Here is an 18,950-nt window from a genome sequence, read left to right as displayed (position 1 = left end):
TAGTAGGCGGCGGCGTCCTCGGGCCACTGGTTCGCCTCCGCGAGGAGCAGGCGGTTCTTGAACCGCTCGTCGACGTGGGCGCGGAGCTTCTTGAGGAAGCCGTGGGTCTCGGGGAGGTTCTCGCAGTTGGTGCCGTCGCGCTCGTAGAGGTAGGGCACGGCGTCGAGCCGGAGCCCGTCGACGCCGAGGCCGAACCAGTAGTCGACGACGCCGAGCATCGCGGCGTGGACGGCGGGATTGTCGAAGTTGAGATCGGGCTGGTGCGCGAAGAAGCGGTGCCAGTAGTACTGCTTCGCCAGCGGATCCCAGGACCAGTTGGACGGTTCGAAGTCCTTGAAGATGATGCGCGCGTCCTTGTAGCGGTCCGCCGTGTCACTCCAGACGTAAAATTGTCGCTCCGCCGATCCCACCGGCGCCCGCCGCGCACGCTGGAACCAGGGATGCTGATCGCTCGTGTGGTTCAGGACCAGCTCGGTGATCACCCGGATCCCGCGCCGGTGCGCCTCTTCGACGAAGACGCGGAAGTCGTCGATGGTGCCGACGTCGGGATGCACGTCGGTGTAATCGGAGATATCGTATCCGTCGTCCTTGCCCGGCGAAGTGCAGATGGGGAGCAGCCAGAGCGCGTTGATGCCGAGGTCCTGGAGATAGTCGAGCCTGGAGGTGAGCCCGCCGAAGTCGCCGACGCCGTCGCCGTTCGAATCCACGAACGACCGCACGCGCAGCTCGTAGATGATGGCGTCCTTGTACCACTGCGGATCGTCGCGAAGCTGGCCGCGGCGCATCTCCCAGGGCTTGCGCTTCACGGCGCGCTCCTTCCGTAGATCCGCGTCATCGCGCGAAGGCGCTCCATCACCGCCGGCCCCGGCAGCGCCTCGAGACGCCACTCCCAGTTGCCTTCGGCGGTCCCGGGCAGGTTCATGCGCGCGTCCGATCCGAGGCCGAGGAGATCCTGAACGGGCGCGATCGCGAGATTGGCCACCGACGCCCAGATGGCCCGGATCATGTGCCAATGGATCTCGCGTCCGCCGTCCTCGACGCCCACATACGCCAGCGCGTTCTGCCGTTCCTTCTCGCATTCCTCCGGCGTTCGTTGAGCGGAGCCGCATTCGTGGAACCAGGCGGCGGTCGTGTCGTTGTCGTGCGTGCCCGTATAGGCGACCGAGTTTCGTTCGTAGTTGTAAGGCAGGAAGGTCGCCGCCTGCGGATCGGTGCCGAAGGCGAACTGGAGCAGCCTCATGCCGGGAAAGCCGAAGCGGTCGCGCAGCGCCGTGACCTCCGGCGTGACCGCTCCAAGATCCTCGGCGATGAGTTGGGCGGGTCCGAGCGCTTCGAAGAGCTTCGCTCCCGGCGCCGGTCGCCAGCGGCCGTTTAGCGCCGTCGGCTCTCCGGCGGGCACCTCCCAGTATCGCGTGAAACCGATGAAGTGATCGAGGCGCACCGCATCGAAGCGGGCGAACGTCTGCGAGAAGCGCTGTAGCCACCAGCCGAAACCTGTTCGCTCCGCCGCGTCCCAGTCGTACAGCGGATTCCCCCACCGCTGCCCCGTCTTGCTGAAGAAGTCGGGCGGCACGCCGGCGACGACGGTCGGATTTCCCTGTGGGTCGAGGTGGAACAGCTCCCGATGGGCCCAGACGTCGGCGCTGTCGTGCGCCACGAAGATGGGGAGATCGCCGATCAGCCCGACTCCGAGCTTGCGGCATTCCTCGCGCAGCGATTGCCACTGGATGTCGAAAAGGAACTGCTCGAAGCGCTGCTCCTGGATTTCCGCGCGCAGCGCTCCGCGGGCGCGGTCGAGCGTCGCCGGATCGCGCAGGCGCAGGCCCGATTCCCATTCGGTCCACGGCTTTCCGCCGCCGGAGCGCTTGATCGCCATGTAGAGAGCGAAATCGTCGAGCCAGGCAGCGTTGCCCGCGGAGAATGCCTCGAAGGCAGTGCGATTGCGCGGGCGCTTGTCGAAAGTCGCGAATGCGGTCCTCAGATGTCGCTCGCGAAAGGCGCGCACCGCCACGTAGTCGACGCGGTTCTTCGGGAAGGGGGACACATCGGCGAGATCGCGCGGGGAAAGAAGGCCGTCTTCCGCCAAATGGCCGAGATTGACGAGAAGCGGATTGCCGGCGAATGCCGAGTGCGCGCTGTACGGCGAATTGCCGTAGCCGATGGGGCCCACCGGAAGCATCTGCCACCACCGCTGGCCGGCGTCGCGCAGCCAGCGCGCGAACGCGTGCGACTCGGGTCCGAGATCGCCGGAACCATGCGGGCCGGGCAGGGAGGTCGGGTGGAGGAGGACACCGCTCGCCCGCTCGCTGAGATCGAAGGCCATTCTCTGGCACCATGATAGGTACGTCGTCGATGGTAGGAACGACGCTGGCGAACGGCTGTTTTGTTTCCGGAATCCGCCGATATCGGCGGCCGCACGCCCGCTCCCCGGGCGGGCGGGAGTCGGTTCGGGATGAGTTTTGGGACGGTAGGTGTTACATTCGCGGCTCCGCTCGTCATGCGGGCAGGGCGGCAAGGTGCCGCCCCATAACATCGAAAGAAGTGGGTAAATGGTTACTGGTACAGTGAAATGGTTCAATGATGCGAAGGGGTTCGGGTTCATCGTGCAGGACAACGGAGGCCCGGACGTCTTCTGCCATCACACCGCCATCCAGGCGGACGGCTTCCGCTCCCTGGCCGAGGGGCAGAAGGTCGAGTTCGAGGTGCAGAAGGGACCGAAGGGGCTTCAGGCCGCGAACGTCCGTCCCATCGCGTAAGCGCGGCTGGGACGGTGTAACGAGCCCGGTTCCGCGAGGGTCGGGCTCTTTCTGTATCTGGAGGACGCGTGCAGCCCAGATCGAACAAGAGACAGAAAGAGCTGGCGCGCCTCGAGCGGCGCAAGGAAAAGGACGAGCGCCGCGAGCAGCGCAAAAAGGAGCGCGCGGAACGCGTGGTTCCCGAAGGCGAGGATCCGGACATTGCGGGAATCGTCCCCGGGCCGCAGCCGAAGGAAGACGAGGAGATCGCTCCCTAGGACACGGCTTCGCGGGCGGGCGCGGCAGACGGGTTCGCGAGAAGCTCTTCCAGCTCATCCTTGCGCGATGAGGCGTCCTGTTCGCCGAGGCGGATCAACTCGCTGGCGTACTCGACGTCGAACAGGAGATAGCTGAGCATGTCGGAGGGGTCCCCGCGGCCCGCGGCTTCGCCGAGGCGGCGCAGCAGGTAGCCCGCAGGTCCCGAGAGGCGGGCGCGGACCGAAGGACGCTCGAGGATCTGTGCCGCCATCGACCCCAGATCCTGCGACGGGCGGATGAACACGTCCGCGACGGGGCGCAATCCACCGCCGGCATTCTGCAAGGCTGCCGCGAGCGAGCTGGGTACGGCGTGTGACACCCGGGCGAGCTCGTGCAGCGCCGCGTTCACCTGCCGCAGGTTCGCGAGGTCGTTTTCCACGCGGTCGAGCAGCAGCGCGTCGAGCAGCTTGCCGAAGAGATAGAGCGGGGAGGAGAGAGCCTTCTGGTCGTGGGCATCCTGGCGCCCCGCGCGCGTCGCGGGAACCGTTCGGGGAGTTCGCAGACCCACGACGAGCACCCGCCCGGCCCCGAGCCGCAGCGCCGGCGCGATCGGCGTGTTCTGCCTCAGGCTGCCATCCGAGTACATGCGGCCTGCCACGCGGACAGTGGGGAAGATGATGGGGATCGCCGCTGAAGCGAGCGCATGCTGTGCGGTCAGCCGCACGATCGACCAGTCGACGGCGCGGTCGCCAGAAGAAACGAGGCGGTGCGATTCGTCCTCCGTCTCGATGAAGACGACTGTGTGTCCGGTCTCGACGTCGGTCGCCGAAACGGTGACTCCGAGCACGTGCCGCTCGGCGATGCCTTGATGGAGGCTGCGCCACGGGATCACCGAGCGGACGAGCTCCGCCAAGGGCGCGGCGTCGAGCAGGCTGCGCGGGCCGCGTTCCACGGCGGAGCCGACGAGCCAGCGCATGAGCCCGCCCAGGTCGCTCCAGCCCAGGCGGAACACCTGCTCCAGGCCGAGGTCGCGCCATCGGTCGCCGAGCTGTCCGACGGCGAAGTCCGGCAGGTCGTGATGGGCGGCGACGGCGCAGGCGTTGATTGCGCCGACGCTGGTGCCGGAAAAGATCCGCGGCCGGGCGGAGTCGCCCAGCCGCGGCGTCAGCTTGCCGAGGATGTAACGGAGAACGCCGACTTCGTAGGCGCCGCGCGCCCCGCCTCCCGAGAGGACAAGCGCGAGCGGCGAGTCAGCATCAGCCACGCTCAGAATCTGAAGTCGAGACCGCTGCTCAGCCAGATCGACTGCCGGTTGAAGGCGCTGATTTGTGACCCGCCGGCGACGGTCTTCGAGCTGAGCGGGAAGTCCGCGTCCGCCTCGATGTACAGCCCGAACAGCACCAGCGGGATGTTGAAGCCGACCCCGAGACGAAGGTCCAGCAGCTCGCGCTCGCCGGTCGCGGTCTCGACGTTGATGGGGAGCGCACCGCGGATGTAGATGGGGATCACAGGTGGGCTGATGCGGATGCCGGGACGGATCACGGTGCCGATGCGTCCGCTCTGTCCGGAGGGTGAGCTCAAATAGAACTGCTCCGAGAACTCCAAGTCGAAGGAAACGATGGATCCCGGCGTCCAGTAGCTGAGCATCAGGTCGCCGGCGAGCGGCCAATTGTCCGTGATCCAGTTCGTTCCGGTCGTCGCATCGTGCGTGGCGATCTGGGCTTCCAGTCCAATGCGCAGACCGGTGTCGGCGCGAGCCGCGAGAGGTGCGGCGATGAGGGCAGCAGCAAGAACGAGCTTTTTCACAGTGGGCCTCCGTGAGGGTCCGTGGCGATTGGACCACCCCGGGCACCACACGGCCACTTTTCAACCAGGATCAGGCGGAGAGCTCGAGCATGCGCTGCACGGGCTGCAGCGCGCGGATCCGCAAGTCCTCGGGCAGCGTGATCTCCGGCGTCCGGTCGCGCATGCAGAGGTAGAGCTTCTCCAGCGAGTTCAGCCGCATGTACGGACAGATGCTGCAGTTGCAGCCGCTGCTCGGAGGCGCCGGAATCAGCTCGGCATCGGGCCGCGCCTTCGCCATCAGGTGCAGGATGCCCACCTCGGTCGCGACGATGAAGCTCTTCGCCGGGCTCGCCTTTACGTGCTCGAGCAGGCCGCGCGTCGAGCCGACGAAATCGGCGATGGCGAGCACGCTCGCTTCACATTCCGGATGCGCGATCAGCTTCGCCTCCGGGTGCCGCACCTTGAGCTTCTGCAGCTGCCGCTCGGTGAACTGCTCGTGGACGATGCAGAACCCCGGCCATTTCACCAGCTCGCGTCCCGTCTTCTTCTCCACCCACGCGCCGAGATGGCGATCGGGCGCGAAGACGATCTTCGTGCCGGGCGGAAAGGTGTTGACGATCTTCTCGGCGTTGCTGGAGGTGCAGATGACGTCGCTCAGCGCTTTCACGCCGGCGGAGCAGTTGATGTAGCTGACCACCTTGTGTCCGGGATAGCCCTGCAGCCACTTCGCGAACTGATCCGGCGGGCAGCGATCGGCCAGCGAGCAGCCCGCATCGAGGTCGGGAAGCAGCACCTGCTTCTCGGGATTGAGGATCTTGGCGGTCTCCGCCATGAAGTGGACGCCGCAGAACACGATCACCTTGGCTCGCGTCTTCGCCGCCTGCTGCGAGAGCTGCAGGGAATCGCCGACGAAGTCCGCCAGATCCTGGATCTCGCCGTCCTGGTAATAGTGGGCGAGGATCACCGCATCGAGCTCCTTGCGGAGCCGCTGGATTCCGTCGAGCAGCGCCTGTCCCTGCGGCAGGTCGGCCATGCGCCTATTCTAATCCGGTCCGGACCAGCTCGCCGAGACGCGCCACCACGGCCCGGCCGCCGTCCTCCGCATGACCGAATCGGTAGTCGCTGCGCCCGGCGGGCAGATCGTCGCAAAGCGAAAGATCGAGATGGTCGCGGAACGTCGCGGCAGTCACGGCGCGCCCTTCGATCACCACGCCGACGGGCGCACGCTCCTCGAGGCGCGAGAGCAACGCTTTCTTCACCGGGCGCGCGAGCGCCTTGGGAACGCGCACCACCAGCACTCCGCGCGCTTCTTCCCTCGCGTTCGCCGCCAGCGCCTCGACGGGGGCCAGGGCCTCGCGATGCTCGCGCGCCAGATCGTCGATGCGGCGCTGGAGGGCCGGCGGCATATGTCCGCTCGCCAGCGCGCGCACGATCTCCTGCCGCAGGGCCTCGCGCTGCGCCGTGCGCAATTCGGCTGTCGCGTGATCGAGCGCGTCGGACAGCCGGGCCGCGCGGCTGGAGATGGCATGTCCGCGGCCGGGACTGTCGGCCGCGCGCGCGTCCTCGTCGGCTTCCGGCCATGGGGGGGAGCCGCCGCGGAGGAACTTCACAGCCGAGAGGAGCCCGTCGAGGTCGGCGTGCGCCACGATCACGTCGACGTGGCCTGCCTGACGGACCACGTCGGGGGTGACGAGCTCGGGGCAGGCGTGCGCGATCCGGTTCGGGACCAGCACGAAGCGCCGGTCGTTCCGGAACCGAGCCCAGCCGACGGGATGCTCGTGGTGATCGATCCAGATCGCCAGGCGATCGCCGAGCGCGTCGAGGAACGGCAGCGTGCTCTTCTCGAAGTTCTCGCCGCCGGCGAACGCCACGTCGACCACCGCGACGCGGCCTCGAGCCGGAGGCGCCGGCAGCTTTCCCGGTTGCTCGACGAACATCACGTCCACGGCGGCTTCTTAACGTTGTAAGCTTCCCGCGCATGCAAAACCTTCGCGACAAGCTGCTGAAGGCCGGCCTGGTCACCGAGAAGCAGGCGCAAGAGGCCGCCAAGCAGCAGCGCCAGGACTCCCCGAAGAAGCATCGGGAGCGCGAGAAGCAGGTGAGCGAGGAGGAGCGGCAGCGCCGCGAGGCGTTCGCTGCGCGAGAGGTGGAGCTGGCGGAAGAGCGGCGCAAGGAGGCGGCGAAGCAGGCCGAGGCGCGGATGCAATCGGAGCGCGCGCGGCGGCTGCGCCAGCTGGTCGAGACGCATCGGATCCGGGAGGCGGGCGAGGTGTCGTTCCACTACGTCCGGCGGAGCGGCAAGATCGGGCGGCTCGACGTGTCGCTCGAGACGCAGAAGAACCTCGAGCAGGGCGCGGCGGCGGTGGTGGAGGATCCGGGATCGCCGGACTGCGCCGTGGTGCCCGGCGAGGCGGCGAAGCGCGTCTACGAAGTCGATCCCCAGGCGATCCGGTTCTGGTACGGGCCCGAGAAGCCAATCGGCTTCTCCGACGTGGGCGAATGAGCGCCGCTCACTTGCTGCGCCGATAGCGGACGATCGCGAGCGCAAAGGTGACGACCGCCAGCGCGATGGCGATGGCGTAGCCGGCGCGGCTGGGCAGCGTACCCGTCTGGGCGAGCCCCGCGAACAGCAGCACCATCAGCACCAGGAAATTGATCAGCGTGCCCATCAGGCGTGGCCGAAGGGATCGCCGCGGCTGAAGATCTCCAGCACCTGGGAGTGGGGCCGCTCCTCGCGCATCGACGTGATCAGCGCGGCGTGGCGAGCGCTGGAGACGGACCGCACCATCTTCAGCGTCGGCGTCAGCTCGCCGGTCTCGAGCGCGGGGACCTCGGGCACGAGAGCAACGCGGCGGACGCGTTCGAAGTGTGAAGAAGCGAGAAGGTTTGCCGCCTGCAGCGCCTCGACGATTGCCCGTCGCAATTCCGGGACGGAAGCCAGGGCGGCAAGATCGGCTGGCGCGTCGAGCTGACGCTCCTCCAGCCAACGTTGGGCGGCGGCCGGGGACAGCCAGCAGAGCGCGGTGACGAACGGTTGCCCCGATCCCAGCACGACCGCCTGTTCCAGGAGCGGCGTCGCGGCGAGGATCCGCGCTTCCACCTCGCCGGCGGACACTTTTTCGCCGTTCTCCAGCTTGAAGACGCCGTCGACCCGGCCGAGCAGCTTGAGGCCGTGCTCCGTCCACTCGCCGAGATCGCCGCTCCGCAGCCAGCCGCCCTGGATGACCCGCGCCGTCTCCTCGGGCCGGTTGCGGTATCCGCGCATCACCTGGGGACCGCGAACGAGGATCTCCCCACGGCCGGTGAACCCTTCCACGGGATCGAGCTTCACGGAGGTCCCCGGCAGCGGATGACCGACGACTCCCGGCACGCGCGTCTGCTCGCGCCGCGTGATCGTCGCGCAGGGAGAGGTCTCCGTCAGACCCCATCCTTCGAGAACGGGAACGCCGTTCTGCTCGAACCACTGGAAGCTCGGCTCGCTGATGGGAGCGGCGGCGCTGAAGGCGAATCGGAGCGACCGCAGCGCTTCGCGCGCTTTCGCGTCCTTCTGCACGCGGCCGGTGAGACCGTTGTAGACGCGAGGGACCGCGAAATAGACGGTCGGGCGGACTTCGACCAGGTTGCGGACCAGCACGTCGAGGTCGCGCCCCCGCGAGTCGTCGATCACGAGCAGCGCCCGGTGCCAGAGCGCCATCAGCCGCTCGAAGAGGGCGCCGAAGCAGTGGTGCCAGGGGAGCCAGGAGAGGAAGATGTCGCGGGCAGTGACGTCCCAGACCGCTTCGATGGCGGCCTGCTGCGAGAGCGCGTTGCGGTGGGTGAGCTCGACGCCTTTCGGTCTGCCGGTGGTCCCGCTGGTGTAGAGCAGGAACGCGACATCCTCGCCCCGGGCATCGATTGCCGGGTGCGCTCCGCGCTTCTCCAGCGCCTGCAGCGCGAGCGCGCGACCGTCGTCCGGCAAGAGACGATCGTCGAGCACGACGATCGCCTCGAGGCGGCGGGTGGATCCGAGCTGGTGCTGCTGCGCCGCGGTGCCGGCCATCGCGATGCGCGCCCCGGAGTCGTTGAGGCATTGCTGCAGGACGTCGGACGCGTAGCCGGGAAAGATCGGCGCGACGGCGGCGCCAAGCGTCTGGGCAGCAAGCTCGGCGATCATCATCTCGGCGGAGTTGTGCGAGACGAAGGCGACGACGTCGCCGCGCTTGACGCCGAGCGAGGCGAGCCCGGCAGCAACAGCCCGCCGGCGGGCATCCAGCGACGCCCAGCTGAGATCCTGCCAGCGGCCCGCCGGGTTCCGATACCGCACGGCGGCCCGCGAGGGCTCGACGGCGGCGCGCGTGGCGATCAACTCGGGCACCGTAGCAACGGCCGGGTCGCGCAACGGCGGTCCGCTGATCTCGCGGTCGGGCACGGCGCCGGAGTCTACGCTGCCGTTCCGCGGGGGCAAGGAGTGGCGGACGGGATTGATTCCTTGGACCGAGCGGGCGTAATCCCCGGCTCCGGAGGACCTCCATGCCGACCAGGTACCTGCTCCGAGAGGACCAGATCCCCCGCCACTGGTACAACATCCTCGCCGAGCTGAAGACGCCGCCCGCTCCGGTGCTGCACCCCCAGACGAAGAAGCCGATCGGACCGCAGGATCTGGTCCCGCTCTTCCCCATGGCCATCATCGAGCAGGAGGTGAGCACCCGGCGGGAGGTCGCCATCCCCGACGAGGTGCGCTCGGCGCTGGCGCTCTGGCGGCCCACTCCGCTTTTCCGGGCCGAGCGGCTCGAGCGCGCCATCAGCACGCGCTCGCACATCTATTACAAGTACGAGGGCGTCTCGCCCTCTGGCAGCCACAAGCCGAACACCGCGGTGGCGCAGGCGTTCTACAACGCGAAGGAGGGCGTGAGGCGGCTTGCGACCGAGACCGGAGCAGGGCAGTGGGGCAGCTCGCTGGCCTTCGCCGGTTCGCTCTTCGGCCTCGAGGTTACCGTCTACATGGTCCGCATCAGCTACGAGCAGAAGCCGTACCGGCGCTCGATGATGCAGGCCTGGGGAGCGAAGGTGTTCTCATCCCCGACGGACAAGACCGTCGCCGGGCGGAGCATCCTGGCGAAGGACTCGCGCTCGAACGGATCGCTCGGCATCGCCATCTCCGAGGCGGTGGAGGACGCGGCGACGCACGACGATACGAAGTACTCGCTCGGCTCCGTGCTCAACCACGTCTGCATGCACCAGACGGTGATCGGGCTCGAGGCGCAGGAGCAGATGAAGCTTGCAGGGGAGTACCCGGACGTCGTCATCGCCTGCCACGGCGGGGGCAGCAACTTCTCGGGCATCGCGCTGCCGTTCGCTCGGGACAAGATCAACGGCCGCGCCGTCCGCCTGGTCGCGGCGGAGCCCACGAGCTGCCCGTCGCTTACGAAGGGTGTGTACACCTGGGACTACGGCGACACGGTGGGGATGACTCCGATCATGAAGATGCACACGCTCGGACACGACTTCATGCCGCCCGGCATCCACGCGGGCGGGCTTCGCTACCACGGCGCTGCGCCGCTCGTTTCACGCTTGCTCGATGACAAGCTGATCGAGGCAGTGGCGTATCCGCAGCGCTCCTGCTTCGAGGCGGCGGTGACGTTCTCGAGGTCCGAGGGGATCATTCCGGCCCCGGAGAGCTCGCACGCGATCAAGGCCGCCATCGACGAGGCGAAGAAGGCAGACGCGGAAGGGAAGTCGCGCGTCATCCTCTTCAATCTCTCCGGGCACGGGCATTTCGATCTGGGCGCCTACGACCAGTACTTCGCCGGCAAGCTGGAGGATTTCGAATACCCGCGGGAAGCGGTGGAGAAATCGATGAAGAACCTGCCGCGGGTGGAGGTCTGATCTCTCCGGTCAGGGTCCCGGCAGATCGACGGACGAAAGGCCGGCTGGGCCGACGAAGAAGATCTTTCCTGCCGCCGGAGCCACCGTGTACCCGTTGGCGCCGCGCGCCAGCAGGCCCGTCTGCTCGCCGCGAACGGCGTACAAGTTGCCGTTCCAGCACAGCGCCGTGTGGCCGCGCCATTCCAGGCAATCGGCCCCTTTCGGGAGGCGCATCCAGTCGCCGCTGCCGTCCGCATTTCCGATGACGGAGTGCAGACCCATGCGGCCGGGGTCCCACTCGTAGAACACCGCTTTCCCGAAGCCATCGGCGGGTTCGAACATCGGCGCCAGCCCGCCGCTCAGATCGAGGCCAGGCGCGCCAACCTCGACTCCGGGAGCGCCATCCACGGAGATCTGCGGCTGGCCCTGCAAACGAGCCATCCCGACGAACCGCGAGTCCGCGCTCATCGACCAGCGCTCGACGTTGGAGCCGAGCGTCGTCCAGGGCCCGCCGCTCGACGGAGCCTCCAACAAGGTCACCGGTCCGGCGGGATCGGTGGACTCGGCGACGCCGCTCACGACTCTCCGTGCGTCCGGCGATAACAGGACCCATCCTGCCGAAGGAGCTGCCGGGAAGACGACCTCCGTCGAGGTGACGAGATTGCGGACGTGCACATCCAATCCGGCGCTCCCGGCGCTGACGAACGCGATGGTGTCGCCTGCGCGCTGCGCCCACGTGCGCGGAGCGATGGAATCGCAGACCGAAGCGGTTCTCCCGGGGAGATCGACGTACGTGCACGGATAGATGAACAGCCATGTGCCTTCCGGCGCCCACCACATCACCGTTCCGGAGCGGATTGGCAGTGGCAAAGCACCGATCGGCGACTGCAGGAAGCAGCCGGATGAAGGGCAGTACGCGATCGACTCTCCATCCGGCGACAGGACCGCGCCAGCATTGTCGGTCGCTGCGAGCACCACGGACGCGTCGTCATCCAGATCGGACTGACGAACGAGGTCTCCGCCGCGCAATGAGTAGAGCCATCTGCCCACCGAGGAATACGGCGGATTCGGACGAAGACGCGTGCCGTCGGCATGCGCGATGAACCTTCCGCTGGACCCGTAGACGAAGAGGAAGCGGCTGTCGCGGGAGAACTCCGCTGACCTTCCGCTGACGCCGAGCGCGAGCGATCCCGCACCGGCAGTGACCAGCCGGAGAGGGATGTCGTACGAGGGGTCGCAGGGCGGACCGGAATGTGGGTTGTTGGTGCAAAAGCGGAGAACGTCGTTCGAGACGACGGCGTATCTGCCATCGCGCGAGACGGCAAGCAGCGTCTTGGTGTCGCCGTCGAGCAGCGTGGGCGCATTGCCGGGATAAGGAGCATCAGGATCGACTTCGCGCACCGCCGGAGTCGCCGGAGGCGTCCCCCCATCTGGCGCACTAGATCCGGCATCCGGCGCGGCGGCCCCGCCCGGCGCGCGTGCAGTGGAAACGCACGATGACGCGACAAGTGCGGCGGCGAGCAGACCGCGCATACGGGAAGGTAAGGACGCGCGACCGCGGGTGTCGACGGCGGGGCGCGTCAAGTCTTCGATGAAATTTCGCTGGAACTACTTCTTCGCTGCCGCCTGCTTCTCGCGGAACTCCTTGATCATCTGCTCCTGGGTCGCCCGCGGGACCGGCTGGTACTTGGCGAACTCCATCGAGTACTCGCCCTTGCCCTGCGTCGCCGAGCGGAGATCCGTCGAGTATCCGAACATCTCCGACAGGGGCACGTGCGCGCTGGCGATCAGGTAGCCTTCCACGGTCTCGGTGTTCTGGATGATGCCGCGCCGCTGGTTGAGCTGGCCCACCACCGCGCCCTGGAACTCCTCGGGCGCCTGCACCTCGACGTTCATGATCGGCTCGAGGATCACCGGCTTGGCTTTGTCGTAGGCCTCCCGGAATGCCATCAGCGCCGCGGTCTTGAAGGCTTGCTCGCTGGAATCCACCGCGTGCGAGAGCCCGTCGTTGATCACGCAGCGGACCTTGACCACCGGGAAGCCGATCAGGGAGCCCTTCTTGATCGCCTCCTTGAAGCCCTTGTCGCAGGCGGGAATGAACTCGCGCGGAATGGCGCCACCCGCCACGTCGTCGACGAACTCGTAGACTTCCACTGCGTCGTCCGGGAGCGGCTCGATGTACCCGGCGACCCGGGCGAACTGGCCGGAGCCGCCGGTCTGCTTCTTGTGGGTGTAGGCGAACTCGCCGCGCTGCTGGATGGCCTCGCGATACGCCACCTGCGGCTGTCCGACCACCACCTCGCAGGCGTACTCGCGCTTGATGCGCTCCATGTAGATCTCGAGGTGCAGCTCGCCCATCCCGGAGGCGATGGTCTGCGCCGACTCCTCGTCGCGGTGGACGCGGAACGTCGGGTCCTCGCGGGTGAAGCGATTCAGCGCCTTGCTGAAGTTCGCCGCGCCGGTCTTTTCCTTGGGGGCGATGGCAAGCGAGATGACGGCGTCCGGAACGTGCATCGAGGTCATGGTGTACTTGACCGTGCCGTCGGTGAACGTGTCGCCGGAGGCGCAATCCACGCCGAACATGGCGATGATGTCGCCGGCCTGCGCGGAATCGATGTCGTGCATCTCGTCCGCGTGCATGCGGACCAGGCGGGGCACCTTCACCTTCTTGCCGTCGCGCGAGTTGACGATGAAGTCGCCCTTCGCGACCTTGCCCTGGTACATGCGCAGGTAGGTGAGCTGTCCGTAGCGGCCGTCCTCGAGCTTGAAGGCGAGCCCCACGAACGGCTTCGCCGGGTCGGAGGCGAGCACCAGCTTCTCTTCGTTCTTGCTCTGGTCGTGCGCCTCGTTCACCACTTCCTTCGGATTCGGGAGGTAGTAGACGATGCCGTCGAGCAGGTGCTGGACGCCCTTGTTCTTGTATGCCGAACCGCAGAACACCGGCGTCAGCTTGAGCTGGAGGGTGCCGGCGCGCACGCCGCGGCGGATGTCCTCGACGGTGGGCTCCTTGTCCTCGAGGAACAGCTCGGTGAGTTTGTCGTCGTATTCGGCGGCGGCGGCGATCAGGTCATGCCGCATGGTCTTCGCCTGTTCGAGCAGCTCGGCGGGAATCTCTTCGGTGCGGACCTTCTCGCCGTTCTCCCCGTCGTAGTAGTGCGCCTTCATCGTCACCAGGTCGATGACGCCCTGGAACTTGTCCTCGGCGCCGATGGGCAGCTCCATCAGCACCGCGTTGTGGTTCAGTTTCTCGCGAAGCTGCTGGGTGACGCGGAACGCGTTCGCGCCCGCGCGGTCCATCTTGTTGATGAACGCCAGCCGGGGAACCTTGTAGCGCCGCATCTGCCGGTCGACGGTGATCGACTGCGACTGCACGCCGGACACCGAGCAGAGCACGAGGATGGCGCCATCGAGCACGCGCAGCGCGCGCTCCACCTCGATGGTGAAGTCGACGTGTCCGGGAGTATCGATGATGTTGATGTTGTGCGTCTCGCGGGCGCCATCGGTGGCATCCCACTCGCAGTACGTGGCAGCGGACTGGATGGTGATCCCCTTCTCGCGCTCCAGGTCCATCGAGTCCATCTTCGCGCCGACGGCGTCCTTGCCCTTCACCTCGTGGATCTGGTGAATGCGCCCCGTGTAATAGAGGATGCGCTCGGACAGGGTCGTCTTGCCCGAATCGATGTGGGCGGAGATGCCGATGTTGCGGATGAAGTCGATGTTCGCCACGTCTTCCTAGCCTTCCTCAAAGCCCCCCGGAAAAGGGGCGCTGCAACTACCAAGATTCGGTACGTAAAATCAAGCGCCCGGACGCGCTTCCAGCGACCGAGTTTGCCATCGCAAATAGGACCGGGCGACTTCTTGGATGCTCCTGAGCGCCTCCCGGTGCGCTAAAACACCGCGCCGCGGCGGCACAATCCCCGCGGGCCAGGTCAGCAAGCCCATCCGGGGAGCGGGCGAGCCTTCGAGCATCCGCCGGGCCCGTGCAGCAATGTTGCAGGCGGATGACACAGATCGAGTTGCTGCAGCGGAGCGGATACAGGCGGGTCGGGTCTCTCAAGAGCGGGTTTCGTTATGCCGGAGCGCCAAAGCGCGAGCTTCCGCGTCTGCGCGCGCTGCGCCTGCCGCCGGCGTGGACCGAAGTCGCGATCAACCCCAATCCGAGAGCGAAGCTCCAGGCCGTCGGCAAGGACAAGAAAGGTCGCTGGCAATACCGCTACAGCGAGGGCGCGGTCCGCGTTCGCGAACAGAAGAAGTTCGGCAGGCTGGTCGCGTTCGGCCGCGCGCTGCCGCAGATGCGCAAGGCCATCGATCGGGGAATGCGTCTGCCGGGGCTTCCGCGCGAGAAGGTAATGGCGTGCATCCTTCGCATTCTTTCCACCTGCTTCATGCGTCCGGGAAGCCAGGTCTATGCGAAGGAAAACGGCAGCTTCGGGATCGCCACGCTGCAGAACCGGCACGCGAGCGTCAAAGGAGACACGGTCCGGTTCCAGTACCGCGGCAAGGCGGGAAAGGAGCAGGTGCAGGAGCTGCGCGACCGGCGGGTCGCGCGCATCGTCCGCGAGCTGAAGAAGCTACCCGGCAAGGACCTCTTCCAGTACGCCGGAGAGGATGGCGCCGTCGTCAACATTCGCCGCCGGCACATCAACGACTACATCAAGGAAGTGATGGGCGAGCGGTTCTCCGCCAAGGACTTCCGGACCTGGGCGGGGACGCTGATCGCCGCCTGCGCCCTGGCGCGCCTGAAGACCGAGGAAGTCGAGGGCCGCACCGATCGCAGGAAGATGGTCGTCGCGGCCGTGAAGGAGACGGCGGCACAGCTCGGCAATACGCCGGCGGTGTGCAAGGCGAGCTACATCTGGCCTTCGGTCCTGCGCAGCTTCGAGAACGGCACCGTCCTCGACACGTATTTCAAGACCGTGGACGAGCTGGTGGAAGCGCGGAGCCACGGCGTGGAGAAGGGGCTGCTGGAGCTCCTCAAGACGGGGCGCTCGGCGCTGCCAATACCGTCGAAGCGGGCGCGCAGGCGCGAGACGAAGATCAGTCGCCGGATGCGCCGCAGCCCGCGGGCGCGCCGCCTGGCGCGCGCGTTTACCGTGCACTGACAGCGATCTTGCCGCCGGCCCGGAGCAGCCCTACAAGACCGGGCCAATGCCTAGCGAGATCGCCAGTGGACAAACGACAGAAGGACTCCCGGTCGCGCCTTCGTTGGGGCCGGCCTTGTTGGAAGCGCGAGTCCCGCCGGAGCGTGCCTTGGTCGACGCGCGGGTCGTCTTCATCTGCGCGCTCTCGATCGTCATCGCCGCCGCCGCGGGGGTGGTCGCCCAGGCGCTGACGCGCCTGATCGGCTTCGTCACGAACCTCGCCTTCTATGGAAGGGTCTCGAGCGTCTTCGTTTCGCCCGCCGCCAACCGGCTGGGCCCCCTCGTGATCCTGGTGCCGATCGCCGGCGCGGTCGTCGTCGGGCTGATGGCGCGCTACGGGTCGGCCGCCATCCGCGGCCACGGCATTCCCGAAGCGATGGAGCAGGTTCTGCTCAACAAGAGCCGTATCCCCGCCCGGGTTACGGTGCTCAAGCCCGTCTCCGCGGCCATCTCCATCGGCACCGGCGGGCCGTTCGGTGCGGAAGGCCCCATCATCGCCACGGGCGGCGCTCTCGGCTCCTTGCTCGGCCAGCTCCTGCACACCACCGCCGTCGAGCGAAAGACGTTGCTGGCTGCCGGCGCCGCCGCGGGAATGACCGCCACCTTCGGCAGCCCGGTCTCGGCGGTGCTCCTCGCCGTCGAGCTTCTCCTCTTCGAGCTGCGGCCGCGGTCCCTCATTCCCGTCGCGCTCGCCGCCGCGGCGGCCACCGCGGTGCGCATCGCGTTCGTCGGGATCCCGCCGGCCTTCGCCATGCCGAACATCGCGCAGCCGGGCGAGGCGGCGCTGGCGGTGTACGTCGTGCTCGGGGCGGCGGTCGGCGTGGCTGCCGTGGCGGTGACGAAGATCGTCTACGCGGTCGAAGACGCTTTCGATCACCTGCCGATCCACTGGATGTGGTGGCCGGCCATCGGGGCGGTAGCGGTCGGCGTGTGCGGCTACTTCGCTCCGCACACCTTGGGCGTCGGTTACGACAACATCGACCGCATCCTCTCCGGCGACATCGCGGGGGAGGCGCTGCTCTTCCTGGGCGGCCTCAAGTTCATCTCCTGGTCGATCTCGCTCGGCAGCGGCACCTCGGGAGGAACGCTGGCGCCGCTCTTCACCATCGGCGGGGCGCTCGGCGGTCTTCTCGGAGAGGTCGTGGCGCGGAGCTTCCCGCACCTGGGAGTCGATCCCCGCATCGCGGCGCTCGTCGGCATGGCGGCGATGTTTGCCGGCGCATCGCGGGCACTGCTCGCCTCGGTGGTGTTCGCCTTCGAGACCACACGGCAGCCGATCGGGCTGTTGCCGCTGCTCGGCGGCTGCACGGCGTCGTTCCTTCTCTCGTGCCTGATGATGCGCAACACCATCATGACCGAGAAGATCGCCCGGCGCGGAGTGCGCGTCCCCGGCGAGTACGCGGCGGACTTCCTCGATCAGGTGACGGTCGGCCTCTGCGCCTCGAAGCCCGTGGTGACGTTGAATGCCGACGACCTGCTCGAAGCCGTGCGGGGCTGGATTGCGGGCCATGGACAAGGGTCGAGCCACCAGGGTTTCCCGGTCGTCGACGCCGCGGGCGATCTGGTGGGGGTGGTCACGCGGCGCGATCTGCTCGACCCGGAGCGCCAGGGATCGGCGCGCGTGCGCGAGTTGATCCGCAGGCCGGTGGCGGTGGCGTTCGAGGACTCCTCGCTGCGGGAGGCCGCGGACCACATGGTGCAGGAGGAAGTCGGGCGGTTGCCGGTGGTGTCCCGGGCCGCGCCGCACAAGCCCATCGGGATGCTGACGCGCAGCGATCTGCTTGCCGCGCACCGGCGCCGGCTCGACGAGACGCACGTTGCCGAGCAGAGCCTGAGCTGGCGGACCTTGACGCGGGAATGAGAGGCTACTTCACTGTTTCCGCACGTTCTGCGCCTGCAGCCCCTTCGGGCCCTTGACGACGTCGAACTCCACCCGGTCGCCTTCGGTCAGGGAGCGGAAGCCATCCATCTGGATGGCGGTGTGATGGACGAAGACGTCCTCCCCCGCTTCCTGCGAGATGAAGCCGAATCCCTTGCTGTCGTTGAACCACTTCACAGTACCTTGCGCCATGAAGGAACCTTCTCTTTGTTGCGGGCGGGTCCGCCGCCCTGTGGTCTCGGGGCGAGCGTGCGCCCGCCGGGACGGATCGGTAGCAGGCCTTTCGCCGGAGTGTCAAACTACAGCCCCACCCGAGTCCTAGGCCAGCGCCGATCTCTGCACTGCGCTGGCGAGGAACCGCTGCGGAAGCGGTCTCTTGCGCGCGATCAGCCGCATCGGCGGCGTGCGCAGCCAGTACGCCCAGGCCTGCAGCCCGAGCAAAGCGGGAACCAATTTCAGCGGCACCGGGCCCAGATCGCGCAGGAGCGCGTACGCCGATGCGGTCGCGAGCCCATAGGCGAGGTGGGCTTGCAGCGCATAGTGGTGCTCCTCGAGGGTGTAGTGCTGCGGCCAGGCGGCGACGCGAAAAGCGGGCAGGAGCAGGTTGTCGCTCGCGGCCCACACCGTGGCGCCGAACAGCGTGGGTGAGGTGCGGAAGCTCTCGCGGCAGAGCGCGTACATGCCGCCCCAGAGCGCGCCGAAGATGTAATGCACGGCAGTCCCGGCCCGCGCTTTCTGCGCCTCTTCGAGAGGGCCGCGCTTCATCAGTCCCTCGACCGTGCGCCGGGCCACGGTCTGTTCGCTGGATTCGGACTGCGCCTTCTGCTCGGGCTTGCGCAGGTGCCGGGGCAACTTCGTCGGTGTCGGGGCCCAGCGTCGCGTGGCGGCGAAGAAGAGCGACTGGGCGCCGGCGCCGATCGCGCCGGCTGCGAGGCCGCGGACGAAGGCGCCCAGAGGCGTCGGCGACTTGCGGCCGAGCGCGATCCGGTAGAGGCGGAGGCGGTTCATCCCTCGATGATGCTCACGCGGCCAGATGGAGGCCGAGGGGCAAGGCCTCGCCGAATACCCGCTGCTCGTCCGTCTCGCCGAGCGCTTGCACCTCGCGGATGCCTCGCGCCCATTCGGCCGGAAGGGAAGCGCGTTCGAGCCGCGCCGCGGCCCGTTCGCGCGCGAGGTCGTCGAGGTCGCGCGCGCGGTCGCCGGAACGTCGGGCGATCTGGGCCACGGCGAAGGGCGCGTCCTCGACTGCGCGGAAGTCGAGCTCGAGCAGACGCTGGAGCCATTCCGTCGCCACGTCGGGCGGCACGG

Annotated in this window: 16 protein-coding genes and 1 pseudogene (1 of these 17 cut by a window edge); 6 read left to right on the top strand and 11 right to left on the bottom strand. The window is 67.7% G+C overall.

All coding sequences use genetic code 11. The features are described from left to right. Together E6J58_05625 and malQ are read right to left on the bottom strand one after the other, a co-directional pair. Nucleotides 1-785 (bottom strand): alpha-amylase (locus E6J58_05625; GenBank protein ID TMB40605.1); only part of this gene is annotated, 785 nt, incomplete at its 3' end. Nucleotides 786-802: 17 nt separating this feature from the next. After that, entirely contained in the window at nt 803-2,323 is a 1,521-nt protein-coding gene (gene malQ / locus E6J58_05620) for a 4-alpha-glucanotransferase (GenBank protein ID TMB40597.1), read from the bottom strand. 226 nt (nt 2,324-2,549) lie between these two features. Here malQ and E6J58_05615 point away from each other — a divergent pair, with 226 nt between their 5' ends. Continuing rightward, complete coding sequence (locus tag E6J58_05615) at nt 2,550-2,756, top strand: cold-shock protein (protein TMB40596.1); 207 nt, start codon at nt 2,550-2,552, stop codon at nt 2,754-2,756. A gap of 68 nt (nt 2,757-2,824) precedes the next feature. Continuing rightward, entirely contained in the window at nt 2,825-3,013 is a 189-nt protein-coding gene (locus E6J58_05610; protein TMB40595.1) for a hypothetical protein, read from the top strand. Here the strand turns inward: E6J58_05610 and E6J58_05605 are convergent. The 3 genes from E6J58_05605 to E6J58_05595 are packed head-to-tail and all read right to left on the bottom strand — an operon-like array spanning nt 3,010 to nt 6,724. Next, on the bottom strand, nt 3,010-4,863 hold the full coding sequence (locus E6J58_05605; GenBank protein TMB40594.1) for a hypothetical protein: 1,854 nt from the start codon (nt 4,861-4,863) through the stop codon (nt 3,010-3,012). The two genes, E6J58_05610 and E6J58_05605, sit on opposite strands and share 4 nt — an antisense overlap. A gap of 6 nt (nt 4,864-4,869) precedes the next feature. Further along, the gene (gene nadA, locus E6J58_05600) at nt 4,870-5,811 is read right to left on the bottom strand and encodes a quinolinate synthase NadA (protein ID TMB40593.1); all 942 of its coding nucleotides are present in this window, start codon (nt 5,809-5,811) and stop codon (nt 4,870-4,872) included. A gap of 4 nt (nt 5,812-5,815) precedes the next feature. Next, the gene (locus E6J58_05595) at nt 5,816-6,724 is read right to left on the bottom strand and encodes a hypothetical protein (protein TMB40592.1); all 909 of its coding nucleotides are present in this window, start codon (nt 6,722-6,724) and stop codon (nt 5,816-5,818) included. Nucleotides 6,725-6,756: 32 nt separating this feature from the next. Between E6J58_05595 and E6J58_05590 the strand changes: the two genes are divergently transcribed. Next, on the top strand, nt 6,757-7,281 hold the full coding sequence (locus tag E6J58_05590; protein ID TMB40591.1) for a DUF2058 domain-containing protein: 525 nt from the start codon (nt 6,757-6,759) through the stop codon (nt 7,279-7,281). Nucleotides 7,282-7,446: 165 nt separating this feature from the next. Here the strand turns inward: E6J58_05590 and E6J58_05585 are convergent, their stop codons facing one another. After that, nucleotides 7,447-9,243 carry a hypothetical protein gene (locus E6J58_05585; protein ID TMB40590.1) on the bottom strand — a complete coding sequence of 599 codons (1,797 nt, stop codon included), beginning with the start codon at nt 9,241-9,243 and terminating at the stop codon, nt 7,447-7,449. 44 nt (nt 9,244-9,287) lie between these two features. On the opposite strand from E6J58_05585, the gene E6J58_05580 reads away from it, so the two are divergent. Further along, a complete protein-coding gene (locus E6J58_05580; GenBank protein TMB40589.1) occupies nt 9,288-10,643 on the top strand; it encodes a TrpB-like pyridoxal phosphate-dependent enzyme in 1,356 nt (451 codons plus the stop codon). A 9-nt stretch (nt 10,644-10,652) separates the two neighbouring features. Here the strand turns inward: E6J58_05580 and E6J58_05575 are convergent, their stop codons facing one another. Together E6J58_05575 and E6J58_05570 are read right to left on the bottom strand one after the other, a co-directional pair. After that, nucleotides 10,653-12,023, bottom strand: a complete 1,371-nt coding sequence (locus tag E6J58_05575) for a hypothetical protein (protein TMB40588.1) — start codon at nt 12,021-12,023, stop codon at nt 10,653-10,655. Nucleotides 12,024-12,230: 207 nt separating this feature from the next. Beyond that, entirely contained in the window at nt 12,231-14,348 is a 2,118-nt protein-coding gene (locus tag E6J58_05570; protein ID TMB40587.1) for an elongation factor G, read from the bottom strand. A 275-nt stretch (nt 14,349-14,623) separates the two neighbouring features. On the opposite strand from E6J58_05570, the gene E6J58_05565 reads away from it, so the two are divergent. Beyond that, on the top strand, nt 14,624-15,724 hold the full coding sequence (locus E6J58_05565; protein TMB40586.1) for a DNA topoisomerase IB: 1,101 nt from the start codon (nt 14,624-14,626) through the stop codon (nt 15,722-15,724). 46 nt (nt 15,725-15,770) lie between these two features. Beyond that, nucleotides 15,771-17,624 (top strand): chloride channel protein, encoded by a 1,854-nt coding sequence (locus E6J58_05560; protein ID TMB40585.1) that lies wholly within the window; start codon nt 15,771-15,773, stop codon nt 17,622-17,624. A gap of 9 nt (nt 17,625-17,633) precedes the next feature. Here the strand turns inward: E6J58_05560 and E6J58_05555 are convergent, their stop codons facing one another. The 3 genes and pseudogenes from E6J58_05555 to E6J58_05545 form a co-directional block, all read right to left on the bottom strand. After that, entirely contained in the window at nt 17,634-17,834 is a 201-nt protein-coding gene (locus E6J58_05555; protein TMB40584.1) for a cold-shock protein, read from the bottom strand. A gap of 126 nt (nt 17,835-17,960) precedes the next feature. Continuing rightward, the gene (locus tag E6J58_05550; GenBank protein TMB40583.1) at nt 17,961-18,650 is read right to left on the bottom strand and encodes a hypothetical protein; all 690 of its coding nucleotides are present in this window, start codon (nt 18,648-18,650) and stop codon (nt 17,961-17,963) included. Between the two features lie 13 nt (nt 18,651-18,663). Then, nucleotides 18,664-18,950: pseudogene (locus E6J58_05545) on the bottom strand (molecular chaperone DnaK); it runs 2,370 nt beyond the window's last position.

The organism is Deltaproteobacteria bacterium (assembly GCA_005879535.1).
GTDB lineage: Bacteria > Myxococcota > Myxococcia > Myxococcales > 40CM-4-68-19 > 40CM-4-68-19.
This window is presented reverse-complemented; position numbering and strand designations above follow the sequence as displayed.